Consider the following 25,676-nt stretch of genomic DNA (forward strand, 5'->3'; position numbering starts at 1 on the left):
ACCTTATTCAAACATTTCACTTACTGAACTATTTGAGTTTATTCTTCTTATCGCAGCCGCAAATAAACTTGCAACAGATACTACATCAATCTTTTCAATTTTCTTTTCTTCAGCCAGGAAGATTGTATCAGAGATAATAAATTTCTCCATAACACTGCTTTCTAATCTTTCAGTTGCCGGTCCCGATAGTACCCCATGAGTTGCACAACCATATACCTTCTTTGCTCCTTTTGCCTTTAAAGCTTCTGCCGCTTTACAAATAGTTCCTGCCGTATCAATTATATCATCAACCAAAATGCAATTTTTACCTTCAATATCTCCAATTATATTCATAACTTCTGATACATTTGGCTTTGGTCTTCTTTTTTCTATAATTGCTATAGGTAAATTTAATTGGTTGGCAAACTTTCTTGTTCTAGTTACACCACCTAAGTCAGGAGAAACTACTACAAAGTCTTCTCCTTCAACTATATCTTTAAAATATTTTGCAAGAGTTGGGACTGCTGTCAAATGATCAACAGGAATATTGAAGTAACCTTGAATTTGACCTGCGTGTAGGTCCATAGTAACTACCCTATTTGCTCCGGCAACTGTTAAAAGGTCTGCCACTAATTTAGATGTAATTGGTTCACGAGCCTTGGTTTTACGGTCTTGTCTTGCATATCCATAGTATGGAAGTACAACATTTATATGACCCGCTGAAGCTCTCTTAAGGGCATCTACCATAATCAACGTTTCCATTAAATTCTTATTTACAGGATTTGAAGTTGATTGAATCACATAAACATCTCTTCCTCTAACTGTTTCTGCGATGTCTATTGCTATTTCACCATCAGAAAATGTCTTTACTTCACATTTTCCCATTTCCACTCCAAGTTCTCTGCAAATATCCTCAACCAACTTTTTGTTTGAATTACCTGTAAATATTTGAATATCTCCTGAAACTGACATAACTACCTCCTGTTTAAACCTTTCTTTGTTACCCAACCTTCAATATCTCTTCTGTCTGCTCTCTCTATTGCCAATTGATCTTCGCCAACATCCTTTGTTATTGTGGAACCAGCTGCTATATAGCCATTTTTCTCAACATGAACCGGTGCAACTATGTTGGAATTAGACCCTAAAAAAGCTCCTTCGTCTATTTTGCTTCTAAATTTATTCTTTCCGTCGTAATTTACAAACACTACCCCACAACCAACATTGACATCTTCTGCCACATCAGCATCTCCAATATATGCAAGATGGCCAGCTTTAGAGCCGTCACCAAAATTTGTATTCTTAACTTCTACAAAATTACCTATTTTAACTTTTTTACCCACATTGCTCTTAGGTCTTAAATGTGCAAATGGACCTATTGTAGTTCCATCTCCAACAACAGATTCTTCAATTAGTGCATTGTCTATAGTAACTTCATTGCCTATTTTAGAATCTATAATTCTTGTATTCCCATAAATGGTGCAGTCTTCTCCAATAACTGTATTACCTTGTAAAATAGCTCCCGGATATATTTTGGTGTCACATCCTATCTCAACTGTAGGTTCAATGATAATTGATTTACTATCTATCATTGTTACACCTTTTTTCATATACTCCACATTAACTCTAGTTTGCATAATTTCATTTGCAATACACAAGCTATCTCTGGAATTTATCCCAAGAATTTCAGTATTATCTTTTAACTTATAGCCACCTATTCTCTTTTCACTTTCGAATAAATCTTTTACTACATCTGTTAAATATAATTCACCTTGAGAGTTATCCGTATTTAGATTTTTTAAAGAACTCTTTAATTCTCTACCGTTAAACACAAAAATCCCGGAGTTTATTTCCCTGATAAGTTTTTCTTTTCCTCCGGCATCCTTTTCTTCAACTATCCTTGTAATCTGTGCATCTTCATTTCTGACTATTCTTCCATAGCCAAATGGATTTTGCATATCAGCCGTTAAAATTGTGCATGAAAAATTACCTCTTTCATGATACTCCATAAGTCCGTTTAAAGTATCAGCCTTAACAAGAGGTGTATCTCCGTTTAATATAAGTACTGTATCTTCATCCTCAAAATCTTCAATGGCTTGCATAACTGCAAATCCAGTTCCATAAGGAACATCTTCTCCTATAGGTTGAGTTCTAAAAATCAATTCAGAATTTTCAAAACGTTTGACAATTTCTTCTTTGCCATGTCCCACTATAACGCTTACTCTACTGACATCACTTTCTCTAGCAGCCTTAACTACATATCCAAGCATTGGTTCTCCCAGTATTTCATGAATTACCTTAGGTTTTTTTGATTTCATTCTTGATCCTTCGCCTGCTGCAAGGATTACAGAAACCTTCATTTTTTACCACACCTTTACATTTTTCTAAAACTATTATACATATCAAATGGAGTTTACTCAACATTAAAACTTACTTTTTATAGTGTTAAAATATTTTTATTAAAATTATTATGAATTTACAATTAAAAAATCCTCTTAAAATTTTTCATTTTAAAAGGATTTTCAAACTTATTTTTTACTTATTTCACTTTGCAATATTTCAATTGCCTTTTGTAATTGATTGTCTGTATCTTTGAAATTAGGACCTATCCCCTTAGTATCTTTATTTAATTCAACTTCAACATCGGGCTCCACTCCTAATTTATGAATTGACTTCCCACTTGGTAAAAAGTATTCAGATGTAGTTAGTTTTATTCCGTCTCCATTTGAAAATCTAACTGCAGTTTGAACAATTCCCTTACCAAATGTCTTTTTACCTACTATGGTAGCTCTCTTATAATCTTTAAGAGCTCCGCTTAGAAGCTCTGACGCAGATGCCGATCCTTCATTAACCAACACCACTAAAGGTGCACTGTAATGATTTTCGTCAGAGTCGAATTCAAAATCTCTCTTGCCATTTTTAGTTTCTGCATAGACTATATTGCCCTTAGGTAAAAGTAAATCTGCTATCTCGGCTGCTGATGTAACTACACCACCTGGATTTCCTCTTAAGTCTAAAATTATTCCTTCTACATTTTTAGATTCCAATTCTTTTAAATTCTTTTCAAAATCTTTAGAAGTCATCTCATCAAACTGTAATATATCTATATAACCTATATTGCCGATTAGTTCTGAATTTACTGTATCAACTCTTATTTCATCACGTTTTATAGTCAAGTCTTCAGTTTCACCGGTTTTTCTTAAAAGAGTAATTTTTATTTCTGTACCTTTTTTACCTTTCATAAGGTTAGATGCTTCTTGTAATTTATCTCCGCTAAATTCTTGGTCTGCAACTTTTAATATTTTATCTCCTGCTTTTACACCGGCTACATCTGCTGGCGAGCCCTTTATTGGCGAAATTACAGTTATTAAATTATCCTCACCTTTAGTTATGACCACGCCTATTCCAAAGAATTTTCCTGTTGTAAAGTCCATAAGTCTATCATATTCTTCTTTTGTATAATATTCTGAATATGGGTCATTTAATCCGGATACAACACCTTTTAATTCTCCTTCTAAAAGTTGTTTATCTGTAACTTCATATAGATAATGTTTCTTTACAAAATCTTCTAATTGTGCAATCTGTGTATATTTATCTTTATCTACTTTAATGAATCCTCCCATTCCCAAGATAAAGGAAAATAAATTTGTAGCTATTAATAATATTATACACGCTAAAATTTTTATATATTTTTTCATTTTATCTACCTATATATAATTTAATGGGTTAACCGGTTGCCCTTCGACCCTTACTTCAAAGTGTAAATGCGGTCCTGTAGATAGACCTGTTGAACCTACTAATGCTATTACATCTCCAGTACTAACTGTTTGCCCTGGCACAACTTTTAGTGCACTGTTATGTGCATATACGGTTACAATGTCTCCATGATCTACCATTACAACATTCCCGTAACCATTCATAAATTTTGCCATTATGACGGTACCTTTTCTAACTGCTATTACTGGCGTTCCACTTGATGCCGGAATGTCTACTCCCGAATGAAATCTACTAGTCCCTAAAATAGGATGAATTCTGTAACCAAAAGGAGATGAAATGCTATAGCATCCCGGAACTGGCCAAGATAAATTAGCTCCGCTTCTCGGTCCTAAATTTAGGTTTCTCAAATTTGCGGTTCTATTTATTCCGGCTTTCGCCTGTTGTGCTGCTAAAGCTTCTCTTTGTTTTGCAATTTTTATTTCATCTTGTAATTTCAGAATTTCTTTATCTAAGTTAGTCCATTCATTTTCAGCAATTTCATATTCTTTAGTATATGCTTGAACGTCCAGTTGAAGTTTATTCATATACTCTTGCTTCTTTTGATTGGCTGCAACATATTGATTTTTTTCAGACTCTAATTTGCTCTTTGAGGCTTCGATTTTTACTTTGTTATCTTCTAAAATCTTTTTTGTATTAGTTATCACATTGATTTTTTCTGAAATTTCATCAAGTAATTTTTTGTCTGAATCAGCTATAGAGGAAATTATCTCATAATTTAAAAGTAACTCTTCGATGTCACGAGAATTTAAAATTACTTCAATGTATTCGACTTTTCCATTCATATACATTGCCCTTACTCTTTCAGTAAATAGTCTTTTACTCTTTTCTAAATCTTCTTGGGCTGTCACTAACTCTTTGCTCTTTCTATCTATGTCCTCTTTTAAAGCTGTAATTTCAGTTTCTAAAGCATAGATGCCATTTGATAAACCACTTATTTTTTTATCTATTTCTATAATTTCGCCTTGCACAGTGTTAACATTCTTTTGAACTTCATTTATACTGTTTTTGCTTTTTTTAAGTTGTTCTGAAATCTGTTGCTTTTGTTTTTGTATGTTAGTCTTTTGTTTTTCAAGCGAACTACTTGAAGCATATACACTACTACTTAATAAAACAGTAGCTGATATAATCGCCACTGATGTCCTCATATTTTTCATTAAAGTCTCCTCATACATTTAAATGTCTTTCAGTAGACACCAACGAACCTAAATAACCTATGCCTGCCCCAATACAGGCAAATATAATTGAAATATGCTTACCTATTATAGTAGGACTTACAAGCCCAACCTCAATTATATTTGTTATTTGTGCATTATGACCTGCATAGTAAAAACTGTACAAATGGTGAACAATAAAAAACGCCAATGCTGCGCCAACTAATCCAAATATTATTCCTTCTATTAAAAATGGACTTCTAATATACGAATCTGTCGCTCCTATATATTTCATTATATTTATCTCGTGACTCCTATTAGAAACTGCTATTCTAATAGTATTATGAATAATTAAAACTGAAACAAACACTAATGCCAATACAATTGCTGCACCAACATACTTTACCATGTTTTCAAATTTATACATTTGTTCAATCAATTCGTACTGATAGTCAGCTCTTTCTACAATATTATTCCCCGTCATTTCTCTTGCAACTTCAGATGCAAGAGTCAAGTCGTTTAAACTCACAATTAAAGATGCAGGAAGTGCATCTGGCGGTAAGGAATCCATTACATAAGCCTTATCTCCCAAACGTTCTTTAAATTTTTCAACCGCTTTTTCTTTAGATATATATTGTACTTGGGTTACACGATCATCTTTACTCAATTTAGCTATCAAGTTATTTATGTCTGCTGCCGGTGCTTCATCTTTTATAAAAACTACAACTTTATCAAGTTCTTGACCCAAATTATAAACAGCACTATTTATATTTAAAAGAAGTAACAATACAATTCCAAAAAGAGTCAACATAGCTCCTATTGAAATAGTTGAAGCTGTTGCCATTCCAAAATTCCTTATTATCCCTTTTAAACTCTCTTTTAGGATATTTATGACCTGTCTAAATATTCTCATAATATCCTCCATTTTTAACGTCGTTTACAACTTGGCCATCTTTTAGAGTTATAACTCGTTTTTTCATATTATTTACAATTTCAACTGCATGAGTTGCCATTATAATTGTCGTCCCTTGATTATTTATCTTTTCAAGAGTGTTCATAACTTCCCATGCAGTTTCCTGATCTAAATTACCTGTTGGTTCATCACATACAAGGATGGGGGCTTTATTTACTATAGCTCTTGCTATTGATACTCTTTGGTCTTGCCCACCTGATAACTCTGAAGGATAAGATTTTATTTTATCCTCTAAATTTACAAGCTCTAAAGCATGTTCCACCGCTATTCTTATATTCTTTTTACTTTCTCCTTGAACTTCAAGAGGATATGCCACATTCTCAAATACATTTTTTTTAGCCAAAAGCCTAAAATCTTGAAATACTACTGAAATATCTCTTCTAAGCTTAGGAACTTGACTATTCTTTAACTTAGTTATATCAGTGTTATTTATTATAATGTTTCCCCTTGTAACTTTTTCTTCTCTTATGAGTAGCTTTACAAGAGTTGATTTTCCAGCTCCGCTTGGACCAACTAAAAAAACAAAATCCCCTCTCGGAACAACCATGTTTATATTTGAAAGAGCCATAACTCCGTTACCATACTCTTTAAATACATTTTTAAATTCTATCATTGTTATTCCTTTCATAAAAATTAATTATTCTTGATTTTTTATTATATTACAAAACAGTAACAAATTACAACCTTTATCGATATTTTAATGGATTAAACTAATTTTTAATAGTAAAATAAACTATTTTTTATAAATTTTTATTGTATTAAATTTATAAAAAACTGGAAATTCCATAAAATTCGTGTATAATGTTAATGTTGAGGTGATGAGAATGGATAAAATCCAAATGAGAAAAGAAAACTTAAAAAAAAGAAAAAATCTTACGAGCGATTATATTAATTCTGCATCGGCTCAAATTTTTACAAATTTAACCAACTCAGAATTATACAAAGATAGCAATCATATTTTTACATTTGTTAGCTATCAAAATGAAGTTGATACCCATCAGTTTATAAAACAAGCTCTAAAAGACGGAAAAAATATTTATGTGCCTGTAGTCGATAGAGAAACATTCACCATGGGCGTCTCCAAAATAGAAAATTTTGAAGACTTACAGCCTAATTATATGGGAATACTCGAGCCTTCTGAGAAAAACATTAACTTAGTAGATCCTGAAGTTTTAGATTTAGTTTTAACTCCGGGTCTTGCATTTGATCTTAATGGATACAGAATTGGTTATGGTGGAGGTTTTTATGATAAATTCTTTGCCACCCTCAAAACTAATCCAACCCGTCTAGGTATAGGTTATTCGTATATGTTATCTGACGAGCTTGATCATGATGACAATGACCAGCAGTTACATCTATTTCTATCTGAAGATGGATTTACCCCTTTAGGAGGAAATTAAAATGGAAAGATATTTTGGTACTGTTGTTAGAGGAATTAGAACACCGATTGTAAAAGAAGGAGACAATCTTTCTGATATCGTATTTGATTCAGTTGTAAAAGCTGTAGAATCTCAAAACATTAAACTTGTAGACAAAGATGTAGTTGCAATTACTGAATCTCTACTTGCTAGAGCTCAAGGTAATTACGTGAGTACAGACAATATCGCTCAAGATGTTAGAGAAAAATTTGATGGCGAAATCGGATTAGTTTTTCCAATACTAAGCAGAAACAGATTTTCAACTCTTTTAAGAGGAATTGCTAAGAGTGGCAGAAAGCTTCACATATTGCTTTCTTATCCATCTGATGAAGTTGGAAATCACTTAATGGACGAAAAAGCCCTTTATGACAAACATATCAATCCTTATTCTGATGTATTAGAAGAAAGTGATTATAGAAAATTATTTGGAGAAGAAGTTAAACATGAATTCACCGGAATAGACTATGTTTCTCTTTACAAAGAAATTGCTCCAAATTCAGAAATTCACTTTTCTAATGACCCAAAAGCAATACTAAAATATACTAAAGATATTTTAGTATGTTCTATCCACACTCGTGAACTTGTTAAACAAGAACTTAAAGATTCCGGTGCAAACCTAGTTTATGGTCTTGATGATATAATGAACGAGTCTATTGACGGAAGTGGATACAATTCTGAATATGGTCTATTAGGCTCTAACCTTTCAGATGAAGAAACTGTTAAACTTTTCCCAAGAGATGCTCAACCATTCGTTGAGGAACTTCAAAAGAAATTTAACGAATACTCAGGTAACAACATTGAAGTAATGGTTTACGGAGATGGAGCGTTCAAAGATCCGGTAGGTAAAATTTGGGAACTTGCAGACCCTGTTGTAAGTCCTGGACACACTAAAGGTCTTATCGGAACTCCAAACGAACTAAAAATTAAGTATATAGCAGATACAGAACTTAAAGGTCTTTCAGGCGAAGAAGCTTCTGAAGCTATGAGAGAAAAAATAAATAACAAAGATGCTGACTTAGTGGGTAAAAATGAAACTCTTGGTACTACTCCAAGAAGACTTACTGACTTACTTGGTTCTCTTTGCGATTTAACTTCAGGTTCTGGAGATAAGGGAACTCCTGTAATCTTAATCCAAGGTTACTTCGATAACTACGCAACAAAATAGAGTATATATAATTATCAGCCTTCGGGCTGATTTTTTATTTTCTAAATTTAAATATTTTTTACAACATAAAAAAGATGAGGCAACTCACCTCATCTTATCTCTCAATGTAAACCTGCTTTTTTAGCAACTATAGTTACATTATCTTTTAATGAATCATTAAAAACTACTTTAACATTTATGCTGTCATCAAAAGTAAGTAACTTTGATAATTTTATTTCCTTGCTTTCACCAGCTTTAATAGTAACGGAATCTGTAACTTCATTATCCTTATTATCAGTAAATTTTATAGTTAAGTTTTCTCCATTTCCAATAGTAACTATCTCTAAATCATTTAAATACATATTTCTAAAAGAACTTACATAATTACCATTCTTTTCAGCTAAATAAATAAGATTATCTTTTTCAAAACTTTGAATATGTACTTCTTCTCTTGTGTAATTCATAAAAATTGCTGTAACTAAAACTACTGGCAATCCAAAAAATATAATTTTTTTATAAACCTTTTTCAAACTCATTACAATCCTCCTTTATAAATATAACTAAATGAGACCGTCTATTATACTACTTATTTTACTCATAAATCATAAAATTAAACACATGTTTTGAAATTATAACAACATTATATATTATGTTTAAAAAAACTTGCCACATCATATAAAATCCAAGCCCATATACTATGGTAATTCCCAAGACATTATTTATTGATATTTTATTTTCATCTTTCAATAATTTAAAATTCCAAATAAAGCTGATTGTATAGCACACAATAAAAAGTGGATTAAATATATTATAAAGTCCATTTATTAAAGGATAAAGTAACAATATATAAACAATACTATTGACTATAACAAATAGCTTCTTTGATTTAATTCTTTCTTTTAGCATAGGGTTCTCCAATTATACTTAAAACAATACTATTTTTAATGATATTATTACTAACTAATAAATCTAACCCCACCAACTATACATAACTTGACTTGTAGCATATTCTGTAAAATTAGAATCAAAATAAAAATTTAATACATTTTTTCTATAAATACTTCCCACTGATTTATGAGCATATATATCTTCTTTAAAATACAAAGTTTTTAAATTACCATAATTTGAACCAGGTAAGTTACTTAAAATTTTTCCAGCTATCCCTATAGCTATCCCTTGAGGTATACTAGAATAAACGCTTGAAATTATCGCCCCTAAAACAATTGAAGTATATGTTGCTATTTCTCTTTCCAGATAAATATTCCTGGTTTTTGTGTCAATATAGTTTGTATAATCAGATGCTGTTCCAAAAGGACAAGTTTCTGTATACATCCAGCCTGTCCTAAACATATTTTCATTTATATTATTATTTAAATTATTAGGAAATGTATTTTCAATTATAGTAGCTTCATGTATTCCATTTACATAAATCTTATTTCCAATTCTATAACAATTTATTTCCTCTTTATCGGATTTAACTTCGTACCCTCCACCAATAGTAAATGATTGTGCTCTACTCATTTGTGGAACTGAAACAAATAACAATAAAAAACTCAAAAATGTTGATATCGTCTTTTTCATTACAATCCTCCTTTTTTAAGTTAACATTTTACTATAACCTATTGCTTTTAAAAGCTTTATATCAAAAAAAAAAAAATCAATACTTTTTTTGAACATTTATTTTTATATGACGATATAAATAAAATCTATTAAAAATAGATATAAAAAGGACTACCTAAGTAGCCCCTTTATAATTTATTTACTTAACTTTGCTTTTAGTTCTCTATTTTTAGCCATAGATTCTAAAATTGCTTCTGCAAGAGATTCCATATCATTCTTATTAGCAACACTTAGAGAAGTATTTACGGTAACTCTATCGCCTAATACGTCAACAAGCTTTAGGTTTTCATTTACATAGTCTTCCATCTTGTCTCCAACTGTACAAGCCCAAGTACCATTTTCAATTATACCAACCGTTCTGTTTTGAACGTTAAGAGCTTCCAAGTCGTGGATAAAGTCTTTCATCTTAGGATAAATCCCCAAGTTATAAGTTACTGAAGCTAATACAAGATGAGAATATTTGAAAGTATCTGAAATCAAATCAGCTACATCTGTTGTAGACACATCGTGAAGTACAACTTTTGTCATTCCTCTTCTACAAAGTTCTGATGCCAATGCTTGTGCAGTATATTCTGTGTGTCCATACATTGATGCATAAGCTATCATAACACCTTCTTCTTCAGGTTCATATCTTGACCAAGTATCATATTTGCCAATGATATATCCTAAATCTTCTCTCCAAACCGGCCCGTGTAGAGAACAGATATATTTAATTGGTAAATCTGCCGCTTTCTTTAAAACATCTTGTACGAATGGACCATATTTTCCTACGATATTGCTGTAGTATTTTCTCATATAATCTAAATAGTCTCTATCGAAATCTAATTCATCTGCAAAAAGTTTACCATCTAGTGCACCAAAAGTACCAAAAGCATCTGCTGAGAATAGAACTCCATCAGTTAAGTCAAGAGATATTAGGACTTCCGGCCAGTGAACCATAGGAGCTTCTACGAAAGCATTAGTGTGTTTACCAAAGCTTAGAGTATCTCCTTCTTTAACTATAATTTGTTCATGTTCATCTTGTTTTGTATAGCCAAGTTGATTCATGATTTCAAAACCTTGTTCGCTTGAAACAATCTTTACATTTGGATATCTGTAGCAAATTTCTTCAATTGTTCCTGCGTGATCCGGTTCCATGTGGTGTATTACTAAATAATCTAAATCTCTTCCATCAAGAGTGTATTCAATGTTTTTTACAAACTCTTGTGCGAATTGCCAATCTACTGTATCGAAAAGAGCTGTCTTTTCATCTAACAATAGGTATGAGTTGTATGAAACTCCTTCTGGTATTGGAAAAATATTTTCAAATAAACTTGTTTTGTGGTCATTAACGCCCACCCAATATAAATCTTCTGTTACGTTTCTAACAGTGTACATATTTGCCTCCTAAATTTATAACTACTATTTTATTTCCCTAATCTTACACAAACTTTAAACTATTGTCTATCTTTAGGGAATTCTTCTTTTACAAATTGTGATTTTTCCTTTTGACACTTAGGGCAAATCCAATCTTCCGGAAGTTTTTCAAATGTTGTTCCCGGATCTATTTCTCCTTCTGGATCTCCAACATTAGGGTCATATTCATATCCGCAACCTTGGCATACATATACACCGTAATTAGGAGCTAATTTTCTTGGTTTTGATCTTCTAACTTTTTTAAATTCAGGTGCTGGAGCTTTTTCTTCTGTTCCGAGAGCTTCAATTAGAAGTGGCATAATTTCAAACATATCCCCTACGATACCATAGTCAGCATTTTTAAATATAGGAGCTCCTGAGTTCTTGTTTATAGCAACTATTGTCGCTGCGTCTTTAATACCTTTTAAGTGTTGAGATGCTCCTGAAACTCCAAGTGCTACATAAAGATTGCCTTTGAATTTTTGTCCTGACATACCAACGTATCTTTCAAGCGGTACTAATTTAAGGTTTTCAGCAACAGGTCTTGAACTACCTAGTGCAGCACCAAAAGCTTTTGCAGTTTGTCTTGCAAGTTCCATGTTTTCTTCACTGCCTATTCCCTTACCAACTGAAACTACTCTTTCAGCATCGGCAATAGGTGTGTTGATATCTATACCTACGGAAAAATCATATCCGTCTTTCTTTAAGTTTTTTATAAGTTCATCTACAGCTTCTTTTGCAGTATCAGCTTTAATTATTTGACGTTTTCTTTCTCCAGTTATAGGACCTTCTTTTTTGCCTGGAGCTGTAGCTGCTCCTTTAGATTTTTTAGGCATTTTACCTACTAAACTAGCTGCGATAACAACTCTTTGAATTTCGTTAGTTCCTTCGTAGATTGTAGTAATCTTAGCATCTCTGTAGAATCTCTCTACTTCCATACCCTTTAGGTAACCTGAACCTCCGTGGATTTGAAGAGCATCATTTACAACTTCAAGAGCTATATCAGAAGCATACATCTTTGCCATAGCTGATTCAGTTCCATAAGGAACGTGTAAAGTCTTCATTTCTGCTGCAGAATAAATTAAGAATCTTGCTGCTCTTAATTTAGTAGCCATATCAGCTAATTTAAATCCTATGCTTTGTTGTTGTGCTATAGGTTTTCCAAATTGAATTCTTTCTTTTGCATATTTAAGAGCGTGTTCATACGCACCTTGAGCTATGCCTAAAGCTTGAGCTGCTATACCAATACGTCCACCATCAAGTGTTTGCATAGCGATTCTAAAGCCTTGACCTTCTTGACCAAGTAAGTTTTCTTTAGGAACTTTTACATTGTCAAATATAAGTTCAGCAGTTTTAGATGATCTTATACCAAGCTTGTCATATGGATCTCCAAAAGAGAACCCTTCCCAACCTTTTTCTACGATAAATGCTGAAATACCTTTTGTTCCGATTCCTGGAGTAGTTACAGCAAATACAACATATGTGTCCGCTTCTGGAGCGTTTGTTATAAATATTTTGTTACCATTTAATATATAGTGGTCTCCGTCAAGTTCTGCTACAGTTTGAGTTCCACCAGCGTCAGAACCTGCTTCAGGTTCAGTTAAACCAAAAGCCCCTATGCTCTTACCTTCAGCCAATGGTATTAAGTATTTTTTCTTTTGTTCTTCTGTACCAAATGCTTCAATTGGATATGAACCAAGTGATGTATGAGCTGATAAAATTACACCCACCCCACCATCAACTCTTGATAACTCTTCAACAGCGATAGCATATGATATAGCATCTAAACCTGCTCCACCATACTCTTTTGCATAAGGGATTCCCATCCATCCATGTTCTCCCATTGCCTTTACAACATCATGCGGAAACTCATTGTTTTGATCTAATTGAAATGCTATCGGTTTAACTTCTGCTTCTGCGAACTCTCTTATAGCCTTACGGAGTTCCTCATGTTCTTTTGTAGTGCTATACAACATCGTTGTACCTCCTCTTTCCTACTAATTTCAAGAGAAATCTAAATCTCTCTTACTACATAATTTAAATCTCATCAGTTTCAGCTATTGCTGATTATTTATAACATTATCCCCGGCATAACCTATAGTAAAACTCATTTATATTTACTATTTATATTTCTATCTTGCTCTTATACACTTAAGTATTGATAAAAACTTTTTCCTACAAATAAATTCTATGCAATAAACTATACCATAATAGTGTTGTATATGCTAGTCCATTACATTACTTTTTTTGTAAATGTACCGTATCAAATTGTCTATTCATTAATACCCAATTAACAAAAAAATAACATAGTTTTTGAAAATATTTTCAAAAACTATGTTTTAAATTTTAGGTTCTATAATATCTGTTAGAGATTTACTCCCAGCAGATATTATAGAGCCTAAAAAATAAGCTAACTTAATTGTTAACTTATTACTTAATTATTTATTTCCTAATTAATTTCCCATCTATTATTTCATAGTGGCGCCAATTAAATAATTCGACTAAAGAGTAATCATGAGTAACTAAAATCAAACTCTTTTCACTTCCCAATTTTTCTATATATGATATCACCTTTGCTTTCAATCTTGGATTTAAAGCATTTGTGGGTTCATCAAGAATGAGCACCTTTGGATCATTTATTATAGCTCTTGCTATAGCTACCCTTTGTCTTTCTCCCCCGGATAAAAATTTAACTTTCTTATTTAAAAACTCCTTTATCTCTAAAATTTCAGAAACATGATAAATTCTGTCCTTCTTTTCTAATCTATTGTATTTTTTTGAATATATTAGTGGTATTACTATATTTTCGTAAACAGTTTCTTCTTCCAAGAGATTATATTCTTGAAAAATAAAACCAAACATCTCATTTCTTAGCTCTGCTATTTTTCTATTAGATAAGTTATCTATATTATTGCCATCTATTAGATATTTGCCATAAAAATTTTTGTCCAATAATCCTACAATTTTTAACAAAGTTGTCTTCCCCGAGCCATTTTCTCCGGTTATAATAACTTTCTCTCCTTCTTCTATTTTAAAAAAGCAATCATTTAATACAATTTGTTCAGAACTAGAATTTTCATTATATTTTTTAACTAAATTAGTTATTTCCAGCATCTCTATTCTCCTTCCAACTTGATACTTAAATCCTCTTTTATTAAAATTCTCAAAGTAATAAGTTCAAAAATTATTATAAATATTAATGAGATAAAAATATTAATAATAAAAAACGCATCTATATGAAAAGCATTTAAATAACCCATAAACAAAAAATTTATGCCTATTAAAAACATCAAAAATATTGAGTTTCTTATAAAAATATTTAGCTTTGTTGCTCCACATATCAAATGAATAATGTACTCTCTGTGTAATTTTGCATATATATGTTTAGTTACAATTACTATCCCCAAAGCAACAACCATTATGCTAACAATAATATAAACAGACATAAATCTCTTTACAAAACTAATTTCCTCAACATTAGAAAATTCATCCCTTTGTAAATGCAAAAAAGTATTCTCAAAAGCTTTTTCAAATTCTTTATGCACATCATTATTATCTATATTATCTGCCAACTTTGCATCTTTTGATAAAGCTATGAGTTCAATATCTGCAATTTGATAATTTGCCAAATTTTTAAATTCTTCGCCTTCAAACTTTATAAGCTGTACACTCTTATCTTTTAATAAATTCTCCATTCCAATAAGTTCCATTTTTTTCTCATTAATTTTTCTTGAATTTATAATTTCAATCTTCCCTAATGAACTGTTTTTTAATTTTCTTAAATCCTCTTTAGGAACACACCAGATTATATTATTCTCAGACCTATCTTCATATTTTCCAACTAATACCAACACTTCTACATCAAATTTTGTATTTACATAATCTGAGTAAAAATAAGTATATCCACCCTTTTTAAAAATAGAATCTAATCTGTTCATAATACTATCTTTTTCTTTTTGATCATAAGATATTGGAACGGCGGAATAATAGGTTTCAAATTTTTCAGATTCAAAGACAGAAATCATGGAGCCAAAAGATGATATAGATATTAGAGTTATTATCATAATAACAAGTTCTAAAATAAGAAATTCACGTTTATATTTAAATATATCTTTTATGCCTAATTTTAATATATCTAAAAACATCTCATTCACCTCATTATCTTTTTAATTTTTAAACTTGTTAAAAAATATTTTATAAATAAAACAGTCCACAAACTAAAAAGTATAAACCCTTGAATTTTAATTAAATGTACTCCACTGATATCTATCTTACCTGCAAAGTTTAAGTATGATATAGACAATAAAGTTGAAACTGCACTCATAACTATAGAAATAGGCAATATTCTTTTTATAAAAATTTTAAACATATCCCATGTTGATGCTCCTGATATTTTGCTTATATAGATATGCTTATCGTATTTTAATAACCCAATAAAAATCCCATATATTAATAACAAATATATAAAAGCTACACTTAGTACCATATATTGTACATATCTCTTGCTCTCTAATGTTTCAGATAATAAACTTAATATAGCCTTCGTATTCTTTGTTGATGTTTCTTTATATCCTAAATCTTTAAAATTCTTACTCACATTTTTGATTGTCTTTATATCATGTGAATCTATGTAAATTTTTGATATTTCTTCATCCATTGCAAATAGATTTTTAATAATTTGAAAATGTCCATCAGCTATAACTGAACTTCTATCAAACAAATTTATGAGTTCAAAATCATAACTAGCCTCTACTTCAGTCATAAATTTATTGTCAAAACCTTTTCTCTTAATATCTTCTATCGATACAATTGCAATTCCTACTTTGTTTTTATCTGCATAATCCTCACTTGAAAAGTACCTAAACCATTTCGGAATAACAAATTTAGTAGAAAGTATATAATAGTACATTTGAGGGTCATATACCCCCAAAACTATATTATCTTTTCCCTCTGCTATAACTCTTATATCATCATACATATTTAAAAAGTCAAAACTTTTCTTTTTATATGGTAAATCTTCATCTTTAGTAAAAATTATATAATTTTCACTCATGTTATAAGGGAATTTCGCTTCATCATTTCCTACTATATAATTAAATGCCAATATAAATACACAATTAATTGTTATAAAAAATAAAATTAAAATTATATTTTTCTTTATAATATTCATGACTTCACTTCCCTTTTAATTAAATTTATTTTATTCAGATTATCACCTTTCTTTTACTATTACAATACAAAAAATCTCAAGCCTAAACTTGAGATTCTTATAAACTAAACTATTTATTTTTTGCCACAGCAATTTTTATATTTTTTGCCTGAGCCGCATGGACAAGGATCATTACGTCCTACTCTCTTATCTTTTCTAACATAAGGCTTTTTCTTTCCATCATCAGGATTTACTGTTTCTACTTCTTTAGCAACTCTTACTCTTTCAACTCTTTCGGGATTTACAACATGGTACAACATTTTAATTGTATCTTCCATAATTGACTCATTCATTTCTTCAAACATGTCAAATCCTTCTTGTCCGTATGCACGAACAGGATCTACTTGCCCTACTGCTCTTAAACCAATTCCCTTTCTGAGTTGATCCATTGCGTCAATGTGGTCCATCCACTTTTGATCGACATTTTGTAAAAGTACAACTCTTTCTATTTCTCTAAATTTCTCAGGTGTGAATTCATCTTCCTTGTCTTCATATTTATCAAGAGCAAGGTCTTTGAATAATTCTTTTAGAGAATCTACATTCGCTTCTTCTCCATCTAAGAAGTCTTCTTCAAATCCAAATTGATTTATTCCATAATTTCTAAGACCTTCCATATCAATATATTTTTGATTAGATTCATTAGTCTTATTGTAGAAATCTACAGTTTTATCTATTAAGTCTTCAATCATAGAGATTATATATTCTCTTAGGTCTTCGCCTTCAAGAACTCTTTTTCTCTCTCCGTAAATTACTTCTCTTTGTTTGTTCATAACATCGTCATATTGAAGAACGTGTTTACGAATTGAAAAGTTATTACCTTCAACTTTTCTTTGGGCAGACTCAATAAGTCTTGTTAAAATTCCAGCTTCTATCGGTTCATCATCAGGAGTGTCCACCATTTCCATAGTTTGTTTAAATCTATCTCCGGCAAATAGACGAATTAAATCATCTTCACCTGAAATATAGAATCTTGTAGAGCCTTTATCTCCTTGTCTACCAGAACGACCTCTTAACTGATTGTCAATTCTTCGAGATTCATGACGTTCTGTACCGATTATTCTAAGTCCACCAACAGCTGTTACTTGTTCTGCTTCTTTATCTGTTTCAACTTTGTATTTAGCAACTAATTCTTGATAAGTCTTTCTTGCTTCTACAATTACTTCATCATCAGTTTCATTGTACGAATCCACTTCTTCAAGAACTGCTTCTTCGTATCCCTTTTTCTTCATTTCTTGTTTAGCCATGAATTCAGGGTTTCCTCCAAGCACAATATCAGTACCACGGCCAGCCATGTTTGTAGCTATTGTAACAGCCCCAAAACGACCCGCTTGTGCAACTATTTCAGATTCTTGTTCGTGCTTTTTGGCATTCAATACGTTATGTTTAATTCCTGCGTGTTTTAAATATTTTGAAAGTTCTTCAGATTTTTCAATTGAAATTGTACCAACAAGGACCGGTTGTCCAACTTCATGAGCTTCTTTGATTTCACGAGTTACAGCTCTGAATTTAGCTTCTTCAGTTTTGTAGATTGAGTCGTTGTTATCTACTCTCTGTATAGGTTTGTTAGTTGGAATTTCAACAACATCTATATTGTAGATGTCTCTGAATTCGCCTTCTTCTGTCATTGCAGTACCTGTCATACCTGCAAGTTTTTTATACATTCTAAAATAATTTTGGAATGTTATTGTAGCTAAAGTTTTGCTCTCAGCCTTAACTTCAAGTCCTTCCTTAGCTTCAATTGCTTGGTGTAGACCTTCAGAATATCTTCTACCATACATCAAACGACCTGTGAACTCATCTACGATTATAATTTCACCGTCATTTACTACATAGTCAATATCTCTTTTCATAGTTCCCTTAGCTTTTAGAGCTTGATTTATGTGGTGAGATAATTCCATATTTTCAAGGTCTGCTAAATTCTGAATTCCAAAGTATTTTTCAGCTTTTTCTATACCATGGTCAGTAAGAGTAGCTGTTTTATCTTTTTCACTAATTACAAAATCAACTGTTTCTTCATCAAATTTTCTATTAAATCTTTCGAAGTTTGATTCATCTTCTGTTTTTATTCTAAAACTCAATGTTTCTACGAAATCACGAGCTCTGGTATATAATTCAGTTGACTCATCACCCATACCCGAAATGATAAGTGGAGTTCTAGCTTCATCTATTAAAATTGAGTCGACCTCATCAACTATACAATAGTTAAGTTCTCTTTGAACCCTCTCGTGTTTGTAGATGACCATATTGTCCCTTAAATAGTCAAATCCAAATTCATTATTAGTTCCGTATGTTATATCTGCCCCGTAAGCAACTTGTCTTTCTTCCGGAGTCATATCATGAATGATACAGCCAACAGTAAGTCCTAGAAAATTGTATACTTTCCCCATCCACTGCTTATCACGGTTTGCTAGGTAATCATTTACTGTAACTACATGCACTCCATCTCCTGTGATTGCATTCAAATATGAAGGAAGTGTCGCAACTAAAGTCTTACCTTCCCCTGTTTTCATTTCTGCAATTCTGCCTTGATGAAGAATAATACCACCGATGACTTGAACACGGAAATGTTTCATTCCTAAAACTCTCCAAGAAGCTTCTCTAACTACTGCAAATGCTTCTGGTAATAAGTCATCTAAACTTTCTCCATTTTTATATCTGTCTTTAAACTCTTGTGTTTTATTTTTTAATTCTTGATCAGTTAATTCTCCCATTTCTGATTCAAGACTCATAACCTTATCTACTATAGGTTCAATCTTTTTTAATTCTCTTGAGGAATAACTTCCAAAGATTTTTTCAAATAAACCCACTTAACCACCCTTTCTGTTAAGCCATTTTTATGCTAACCCTTATTATATACTTTATTTCAAAAAAAATATAGCTTTTCCGAAAAAGTTAAACAAAACTTTGAAAAATTTATATAATTTAAAAAGACATAGCATATTTTACTACGTCACGCGATTAACTACTATGTATAAACATAAGCTCTGCTACCTATTATAGCAGTATTTTCAAATTTTTAATAGTTTTTATCAAATATTAAGTAGATAAAGTTAATATTTTGTTAACTAAAAAACACAGTTTGTTTAGTACTGTGTTTTATAAGTTCATATCTTTTAATTTATTCAACTGCTCATCATCAATTTTGTTAGTAAGTTCAGCTTTTTTCTTTAGTACTTTTTGTTTCGTAAAAATTTTTTGTTTTGAAAGCTCTACTTCAACTTCAAATTCTCTCGCCGAAAGTCTAACTCCGCCTCTTGATAATATAATTTGTTGTTCTATATTATCTGATGTGGCGACTCTTACACCCTTAACTCTTTTCATCTCTGATAATTGTCTTTCAATATAGTGGTCCGCTGTCTCAAACTCTTTTGTAAATACAACCAATATCCCTTTGTAATCATAAATAGCTCCGGCAGATTTTTTTACCATGTAAGCGTCAAACACAACTATTATTTTTTCATCAACAGTGTGAGCGTATTCTGACAGCACATCTACAAGCTGTAGTCTTTGATCTTCCAAAGGAATTGATTTATCAAAACTATCCCAAGCATTTATTATGTTGTATCCATCTACAAACAAATATCTTTCTGATTTCTTATAATTTAGACGCTTCATCTTGCCTTAAAACTTCCGCCATCAAAACAGATGCTGCACATGATGCATTTAAGGAATTTATTGATCCCACCATCGGTATTGTAAGCATTTCATCTACGTGTTTTTTCAAACCTTGAGACATCCCCTTACCTTCATTTCCAATTATAAGAGCTATTTTCCCCTGTAAATTTACAGAGCTATATTTCTCTCCTTGTAAGTCAGTTCCATATATCCAGTATCCATTTTCCTTTAACTTTTCTATTGTTTGTGTAAGATTTACAACTATCGCAACTTTCAGTCTCTCTATTGCTCCGGCTGAAGTTTTATATACTACATCATTTACATAAGCTGAATTATGTTTTGGAATTACAATCCCATTAAACCCAAAAGCCTCTGCACTTCTTGCTATAGCACCAAAGTTGTGTGGATCTTCTATCTTATCCAATATCAAAATCTTTTCTATTTCTAAATTTTGCATTTCTTCAATGTTTGAATATTCAAAGTCCGATACCAAAGCAACTACCCCTTGGTGGTTTGAAGAATTTGCATATTCATCTAATTTATTCTTGTTAACTTCAGTTATCAATACTCCGGCTGACTTTGCCATTCCAAATATTTTTTTGATGGAGCCTTCTCTGTTACCTTGTTGAATGTATAGCTTGTCTACTTTTTCAGCTTTTAGCATTTCAATTACAGGGTTTCTTCCATATATATACTTCATAATTTCTCCTATCAAGCCAAAATTTATAGACTTCTGTAAAATTCTCTTACTTCTTTAGCTCTTCCACATGACATAGCTCCCTCTTGACAACTTCCTGATACACAACTTGGTCCGGCTAAACTAAATAGTGTCGGCGCTATTTCTTTACACTTTCTAAGCATTTCAGTTGCCAATTGGCGGATTTCCCATTGAGCTCTATTGCAACATCTTAGTTCAAAAAAGTTCAAAAGAGTTCTTGCATTCATCGTAAATACAATTTTAGTTTCACAAGCATTTGGAAATACATACCTTGCATCTTCTATCGAAGCTTTTTCTATGGCACTCTTATTGCCTTCTCCCTCTTTATCAGCAATTAAAATTTCTGTTATCTTTTTATAAGCTTCTTTTGAATTTTCCATTGCATCTATAAAAATCTTCTTAGCTTCTTCATTTTTTTCAATTTCAGGTGGGATAATATAGTTAAATTCATCAAGCCTAACGTATCTTTGCGATTGTTGTGAGAAAGATGCAATTCTGTGTCTTACTAATTGATGAGTCAAAGTTCTTGAAACTCCTTCAACTGCAAAAGTAAAACTTGCATGCTCAATAGGTGATGCGTGAGAAAAACTCATCAACATTTTCAAAAATTTCTGAGCATCTTCTTTTGTCATATTTTCAGATATTTCTTCCACTCCTACTTTTGAATAGCATAATTTTGCTGATTTTGCTATCAACTCCTCCGGATTTGGAGTGTGAGCTATAATCTCGACTTTCATATTCTACCCCTACTTTCTGTAATCATTTCAAACAACTCAAGTATTCTATCCGACTTATCCAATAAGTATAAATATCCAAATAGACATTCCAACCCTGTGGCATTTCTGTAATCAGAAACACTTTGATTTTTTGGTATTGTATGCGATTTAGCATTTCTGCCTCTTTTAAATATACTCATTTCTTCTTCCGTTAAATTATCTAATATATTTTCTATAGAGTCTGATTGACTAGATGCCTTTACATGGTTTACTGTCTCTAGATGTAATTTTTTTGGATTTTTATTTTTATTTAAAATTGTGGTTCTAACTAACAATTCGTAAACTGAATCCCCTAAAAAAGCTAGAGCAAGAGGAGAGAGTTCCCTAATAGAACTCTCATCATACCCTTTTGAAATTTTTAAAAACTTTAAGCTCTTTTCCATTTCGTTCCCGCTCTTGTATCTTCTATTACTACTCCCATATCAAGAAGTTCTTGTCTTATTTCATCTGCTCTATGGAAATCTTTATTCTTTCTTGCTTGAACACGCTCTTCAATAAGTCTTTCAACTTCTGCATCTGTCTCTTGACTAATTTCTAAAATACCAAGAACTTTTGTTAGTTTTAAAAGTGTATCAAGTGTTGATGAAACTACTTTTTTATTTGAATTTTCATTAAGTCCTGTGTTGATTTTTTTAACTATATTAAACACTGCTGTTATTGCGTCTGCTGTGTTTATATCATTTTCCATTGATGCCTCAAAGAATTTAACTTCTTCTTCAATTGAATTTAAAAACTCTCTATCTTCATCAGAAAGCTCAATTTCTTTTGTGACTTCAAGTAAATCAACTAATTTATCTCTTCCGTTATAGATTCTTTCAAGTGAATTCTTAGTTTGAATCATTACATCTCTTGAAAAATTAATCGGACTTCTATAGTGGCTTGACAATAAGAAAAATCTCAATACTTCCAAGTCAAACTCCTCAGCAACTTCTCTAACTGTAAAGAAATTCCCCTTAGACTTGCTCATTTTTTCATTGTCTACTGTGATCATTCCATTGTGAAGCCAATAATTTGCAAAAGGCTTTTCGTTTAGTGTTTCTGATTGAGCTATTTCATTTTCATGGTGTGGGAATTGTAAATCTTCTCCACCTGAATGGATGTCTATTGTATCTCCAAGCAGAGATTTTGCCATTACTGAGCATTCAATGTGCCAGCCAGGTCTTCCCTCGGACCATGGAGATTCCCAATATGGTTCTCCCTCTTTCTTTTTCTTCCAAAGTGCAAAGTCTGCCGGATTTTCCTTTAACGATGAAATATCAACTCTGGCTCCACTTATTAAGTCCTCTAATTTTTTATGTGATAATTTCCCATATTCAGTAAAAGATTCAACTTTAAAATAAACATCTCCATCGGATTCATAAGCAGCTCCTTTTTCAACTAATCCAGCTATAAAATCTATTATCTCTTGGATATGCTCAGTAGCTCTTGGATTCATTGTATTGTAGTCATAAAGATGTAACCCATTTGCATCTGTTTTAAATTCTTTTATAAATCTTTCAGCAACTTCTTTTACAGTTGTATCTTCTTGGTTAGCTTTATTTATAAGCTTGTCATCTATATCTGTAAAATTTACTACAAACTTGACGTCATTTCCCTTATATATGAAATATCTTCTCAAAGTATCAAAAACACAAAGAGGTCTTGCGTTTCCAACGTGGATATAGTTATAGACAGTGGGTCCACAATTGTACATCCTGACTTCACCCTCTACTACAGGATGAAATTCTTCCAGACTTCTGGATAAAGTATTGTATAATTTCATTTTTCCTCCTATGTGTCAATCATCTAAACTAATTGGAATCTTCTTTGCCGAATCGAAAAACTTTTCATAATAATCTAACTTTATCATGTCCCCATTTTCTATCAATTCACAGATTTCTTCTAAAGTTACAATCTTAACTTCAGAAACTTCATCTTCTTGTAAAACTAAATCTTCCAATTTTATCTTCTTATCTATCAAATAAATATAAAATATTCCAAAACTCTCTATAACAATTCTCTTCAATCTTATCCTAGCATTTGAAATATCAATACCTATTTCTTCTCTTGCTTCTCTTATAAGCCCTTCCTTGGGTTCTTCTCCTGCAAGAACTGAACCGCCAACAGAACAATACCACATATCTCCAAAAACTTTTTTATTTTTACTTCTCTTTTGAATCAAATAGCGGTTCTCATCAACCCTAATCCACCCTTCAGAGACCAAGTGATATTCTCCATTTAGCATCTTGTCCCCACGTTTTATGACTCTATTTTTTCTTTTGCCGGATTTACTATATACATCCCAAAACTCAGCCATAAAATTTATTTTCTCACTTTAAGCAAGCTTTTATAAATCCATTAAATAGTGGATGAACCCTATTAGGTCTTGACTTAAATTCCGGATGGAATTGACATGCTACAAAAAATCTGTTTTCCGGTATTTCTATGATTTCCACCAAATCTAAATCTTCATTTATTCCTGAGAATACAACTCCGGCACGTCTTATCTCTCCTCTAAATGAGTTGTTAAATTCATATCTATGTCTGTGTCTTTCAACTATGTGTTCAGTTTGATAAAGTTCTCTAGCTAGAGTACCTTCTTCGACTGTACAGTCATAATCTCCAAGTCTTAAAGTACCGCCAAGGTTTTCGACAGTCTTTTGGTTTTCTAACAAGTCTATAATAGGATAATTTGTATCCGGGTCTATTTCAGATGAATTAGCTCCTTTTAGTCCAAGTTTGTTTCTTGCAACATCTATGAGAACTATTTGCATACCATAGCAAATCCCAAAATAAGGTACATTATGCTCTCTTGCATATTTTGAAGTCAATATCATTCCTTCAGTGCCCCTACTTCCAAAACCGCCCGGTACAATAATTCCATCTATGTCTGAAAATACTTCTTCAATATTTTCTTTTTCAAGATTTTCTGCATTAACCCATTTTATACAAACTTTTGCTCCATTTTCATATCCTGCATCCATAAGAGCTTGAGTTACTGATAGATATGCATCGTGTAAATCTACATATTTCCCAACTAATGCAATCTTAACTTCTTTGCTTGCCTTCTTGAATCTTTCAACCATTTCTTTCCATTGGTGTTTTGATTCTTCAGGTTCTATTTCAAGCTTTTCTATAATATAATTATCAATTCCTTGTTCGTGGAACACCATTGGAACTTCATAAATTAAATCTACTGTCTTTGACTCAACTATGGCCTCCTTTGGAACATCACAGAATAGAGAAATCTTTTCTTTTACTTGTTCTGTGATTTCAACCCCACTTCGAACTACTATAATATCAGCTTTTATACCATAGCTCATCAGCACCTTATATGAATGTTGTGTTGGTTTAGTCTTCAATTCATCAGAACCGGGTATAGTGGGCACTAATACGGTATGTACAAAAAGTACATCTTCAGGTTTGCTTTCAGCATGAATTTGTCTTATCGCCTCTAAAAAAGGAAGTGATTCTATATCCCCAACAGTCCCCCCAATTTCAGTAATTACAACATCTGCTTGAGATTCTTTCGCCGCTTTATACACGGCATTTTTTATTTCATCAGTTATATGAGGTATAACTTGTACTGTTGAACCGTTATAATCTCCTCTTCTCTCTTTTTCAATAACTTTTGAATAAACTTTGCCTGTTGTTATAGACGCTCTCTTTGTCAACTCTTCATCAATAAATCTTTCATAGTGTCCTAAATCTAAATCAGTTTCCGCTCCATCTTTAGTTACAAACACTTCTCCATGTTGGTAAGGACTCATTGTTCCCGGATCAACATTTATATAAGGATCAAACTTTTGCATAAACACGCTAAGTCCTCTTTCTTTTAAAAGACGACCTATACTTGCCGCAGATATTCCCTTTCCTATTCCAGATACAACTCCTCCTGTTACGAATATAAACTTTGACATTAATT

At 31.8% G+C, this 25,676-nt stretch carries 24 protein-coding genes; 2 read left to right on the plus strand and 22 right to left on the minus strand.

From position 1 onward, the window contains the following. Positions 1 to 3 precede the first annotated feature (3 nt). From SOR77_RS04360 to ftsE, 6 genes are all read right to left on the minus strand, one after another. Positions 4 to 951, minus strand: a complete 948-nt coding sequence (locus tag SOR77_RS04360) for a ribose-phosphate diphosphokinase (RefSeq protein ID WP_320635960.1) — start codon at positions 949 to 951, stop codon at positions 4 to 6. Between the two features lie 2 nt (positions 952 to 953). Then, positions 954 to 2,336: a bifunctional UDP-N-acetylglucosamine diphosphorylase/glucosamine-1-phosphate N-acetyltransferase GlmU gene (glmU, locus tag SOR77_RS04365; RefSeq protein ID WP_320635961.1), complete on the minus strand. Its 1,383-nt coding sequence runs from the start codon at positions 2,334 to 2,336 to the stop codon at positions 954 to 956. Positions 2,337 to 2,504: 168 nt separating this feature from the next. Then, positions 2,505 to 3,674, minus strand: coding sequence for a S41 family peptidase (locus SOR77_RS04370; RefSeq protein ID WP_320635962.1), 1,170 nt, complete (start codon positions 3,672 to 3,674; stop codon positions 2,505 to 2,507). Positions 3,675 to 3,683: 9 nt separating this feature from the next. Further along, positions 3,684 to 4,907, minus strand: coding sequence for a murein hydrolase activator EnvC family protein (locus SOR77_RS04375; protein ID WP_320635963.1), 1,224 nt, complete (start codon positions 4,905 to 4,907; stop codon positions 3,684 to 3,686). Positions 4,908 to 4,917: 10 nt separating this feature from the next. Continuing rightward, the gene (ftsX, locus tag SOR77_RS04380; RefSeq protein ID WP_320635964.1) at positions 4,918 to 5,817 is read right to left on the minus strand and encodes a permease-like cell division protein FtsX; all 900 of its coding nucleotides are present in this window, start codon (positions 5,815 to 5,817) and stop codon (positions 4,918 to 4,920) included. Continuing rightward, positions 5,804 to 6,490 carry a cell division ATP-binding protein FtsE gene (ftsE, locus tag SOR77_RS04385; RefSeq protein ID WP_320635965.1) on the minus strand — a complete coding sequence of 229 codons (687 nt, stop codon included), beginning with the start codon at positions 6,488 to 6,490 and terminating at the stop codon, positions 5,804 to 5,806. The genes ftsX and ftsE overlap by 14 nt, the downstream gene beginning before the upstream one ends. Positions 6,491 to 6,701: 211 nt before the next feature. Here ftsE and SOR77_RS04390 point away from each other — a divergent pair, with 211 nt between their 5' ends. Both SOR77_RS04390 and SOR77_RS04395 read left to right on the plus strand, forming a co-directional pair. Continuing rightward, on the plus strand, positions 6,702 to 7,277 hold the full coding sequence (locus SOR77_RS04390; RefSeq protein ID WP_320635966.1) for a 5-formyltetrahydrofolate cyclo-ligase: 576 nt from the start codon (positions 6,702 to 6,704) through the stop codon (positions 7,275 to 7,277). Between the two features lies 1 nt (position 7,278). Beyond that, positions 7,279 to 8,460, plus strand: a complete 1,182-nt coding sequence (locus SOR77_RS04395) for a coenzyme F420-0:L-glutamate ligase (protein WP_320635967.1) — start codon at positions 7,279 to 7,281, stop codon at positions 8,458 to 8,460. A gap of 101 nt (positions 8,461 to 8,561) precedes the next feature. Here SOR77_RS04395 and SOR77_RS04400 read toward each other — a convergent pair whose 3' ends face one another. From SOR77_RS04400 to SOR77_RS04475, 16 genes are all read right to left on the minus strand, one after another. Continuing rightward, positions 8,562 to 8,975, minus strand: a complete 414-nt coding sequence (locus SOR77_RS04400; protein ID WP_320635968.1) for a hypothetical protein — start codon at positions 8,973 to 8,975, stop codon at positions 8,562 to 8,564. Between the two features lie 55 nt (positions 8,976 to 9,030). Beyond that, positions 9,031 to 9,345, minus strand: a complete 315-nt coding sequence (locus SOR77_RS04405) for a hypothetical protein (protein WP_320635969.1) — start codon at positions 9,343 to 9,345, stop codon at positions 9,031 to 9,033. A gap of 63 nt (positions 9,346 to 9,408) precedes the next feature. Next, positions 9,409 to 10,020, minus strand: coding sequence for a hypothetical protein (locus SOR77_RS04410; RefSeq protein ID WP_320635970.1), 612 nt, complete (start codon positions 10,018 to 10,020; stop codon positions 9,409 to 9,411). 174 nt (positions 10,021 to 10,194) lie between these two features. After that, complete coding sequence (locus SOR77_RS04415) at positions 10,195 to 11,436, minus strand: FprA family A-type flavoprotein (RefSeq protein ID WP_320635971.1); 1,242 nt, start codon at positions 11,434 to 11,436, stop codon at positions 10,195 to 10,197. Positions 11,437 to 11,495: 59 nt separating this feature from the next. Continuing rightward, complete coding sequence (locus tag SOR77_RS04420) at positions 11,496 to 13,430, minus strand: acyl-CoA dehydrogenase family protein (protein ID WP_320635972.1); 1,935 nt, start codon at positions 13,428 to 13,430, stop codon at positions 11,496 to 11,498. A gap of 466 nt (positions 13,431 to 13,896) precedes the next feature. Next, positions 13,897 to 14,568, minus strand: coding sequence for an ABC transporter ATP-binding protein (locus tag SOR77_RS04425; RefSeq protein WP_320635973.1), 672 nt, complete (start codon positions 14,566 to 14,568; stop codon positions 13,897 to 13,899). A gap of 2 nt (positions 14,569 to 14,570) precedes the next feature. Further along, on the minus strand, positions 14,571 to 15,599 hold the full coding sequence (locus SOR77_RS04430) for a hypothetical protein (protein ID WP_320635974.1): 1,029 nt from the start codon (positions 15,597 to 15,599) through the stop codon (positions 14,571 to 14,573). A 5-nt stretch (positions 15,600 to 15,604) separates the two neighbouring features. Further along, the gene (locus tag SOR77_RS04435; RefSeq protein WP_115312165.1) at positions 15,605 to 16,624 is read right to left on the minus strand and encodes a hypothetical protein; all 1,020 of its coding nucleotides are present in this window, start codon (positions 16,622 to 16,624) and stop codon (positions 15,605 to 15,607) included. 113 nt (positions 16,625 to 16,737) lie between these two features. Continuing rightward, entirely contained in the window at positions 16,738 to 19,470 is a 2,733-nt protein-coding gene (secA, locus tag SOR77_RS04440; protein ID WP_320635975.1) for a preprotein translocase subunit SecA, read from the minus strand. 289 nt (positions 19,471 to 19,759) lie between these two features. After that, a complete protein-coding gene (locus tag SOR77_RS04445) occupies positions 19,760 to 20,278 on the minus strand; it encodes an NYN domain-containing protein (protein ID WP_320635976.1) in 519 nt (172 codons plus the stop codon). Next, positions 20,259 to 20,978: a 23S rRNA (guanosine(2251)-2'-O)-methyltransferase RlmB gene (gene rlmB / locus SOR77_RS04450; RefSeq protein WP_320635977.1), complete on the minus strand. Its 720-nt coding sequence runs from the start codon at positions 20,976 to 20,978 to the stop codon at positions 20,259 to 20,261. The genes SOR77_RS04445 and rlmB overlap by 20 nt, the downstream gene beginning before the upstream one ends. 23 nt (positions 20,979 to 21,001) lie before the next feature. Next, the gene (thyX, locus tag SOR77_RS04455) at positions 21,002 to 21,733 is read right to left on the minus strand and encodes an FAD-dependent thymidylate synthase (protein WP_320635978.1); all 732 of its coding nucleotides are present in this window, start codon (positions 21,731 to 21,733) and stop codon (positions 21,002 to 21,004) included. Next, positions 21,730 to 22,155, minus strand: a complete 426-nt coding sequence (locus SOR77_RS04460; protein WP_320635979.1) for a Mini-ribonuclease 3 — start codon at positions 22,153 to 22,155, stop codon at positions 21,730 to 21,732. Before SOR77_RS04460 ends, thyX begins: the two co-directional genes overlap by 4 nt. Continuing rightward, positions 22,140 to 23,534, minus strand: coding sequence for a cysteine--tRNA ligase (cysS, locus tag SOR77_RS04465; RefSeq protein ID WP_320635980.1), 1,395 nt, complete (start codon positions 23,532 to 23,534; stop codon positions 22,140 to 22,142). Before cysS ends, SOR77_RS04460 begins: the two co-directional genes overlap by 16 nt. 15 nt (positions 23,535 to 23,549) lie before the next feature. Then, on the minus strand, positions 23,550 to 24,068 hold the full coding sequence (locus tag SOR77_RS04470; protein ID WP_320635981.1) for an NUDIX hydrolase: 519 nt from the start codon (positions 24,066 to 24,068) through the stop codon (positions 23,550 to 23,552). 13 nt (positions 24,069 to 24,081) lie between these two features. Then, a complete protein-coding gene (locus SOR77_RS04475; protein ID WP_320635982.1) occupies positions 24,082 to 25,671 on the minus strand; it encodes a CTP synthase in 1,590 nt (529 codons plus the stop codon). Positions 25,672 to 25,676 lie beyond the last annotated feature (5 nt).

Origin of the sequence: Peptoniphilus sp. (assembly GCF_034090345.1) — a bacterium.
In the GTDB taxonomy this organism is placed as follows: Bacteria; Bacillota; Clostridia; order Tissierellales; family Peptoniphilaceae; genus Peptoniphilus.